1 protein-coding gene is annotated in these 270 nt (G+C 44.8%); it reads left to right on the forward strand.

Going from position 1 to position 270, the window contains the following annotated elements:
• Positions 1–71 precede the first annotated feature (71 nt).
• A partial coding sequence (locus JI667_RS21465) for a hypothetical protein (RefSeq protein ID WP_206858475.1) occupies positions 72–270 on the forward strand: 199 nt, incomplete at its 3' end.

A 270-nucleotide genomic window follows, 5' to 3' on the forward strand; every position in this document is an offset into this window, starting at 1 on the left:
AGCAAAATGGTTTGTGACCATCAGTTTAAAAAGAGTATTGGAATATTAAATAAAATCAGTCACTGCAACGAATGAAAGAGCAGTGGCATACGCAATCTCCACTTTTTCTTTTTGATCGTCAAACTTTTCGTCAGTTGATTCTCGCTGCAGGTGCTCGACTCCTGCGGGAAACGCTGGACAGCACGAAATGCGTAGGCGGCTCGTTCAGCCCCGACAAGCATAAGATGAATGGACTAAGAAGGCGTCCTTTTGCCTTCTTGGGCCATTTAG

Source organism: Bacillus sp. NTK074B (assembly GCF_017303375.1).
Lineage (GTDB): Bacteria > Bacillota > Bacilli > Bacillales > Bacillaceae_B > Rossellomorea.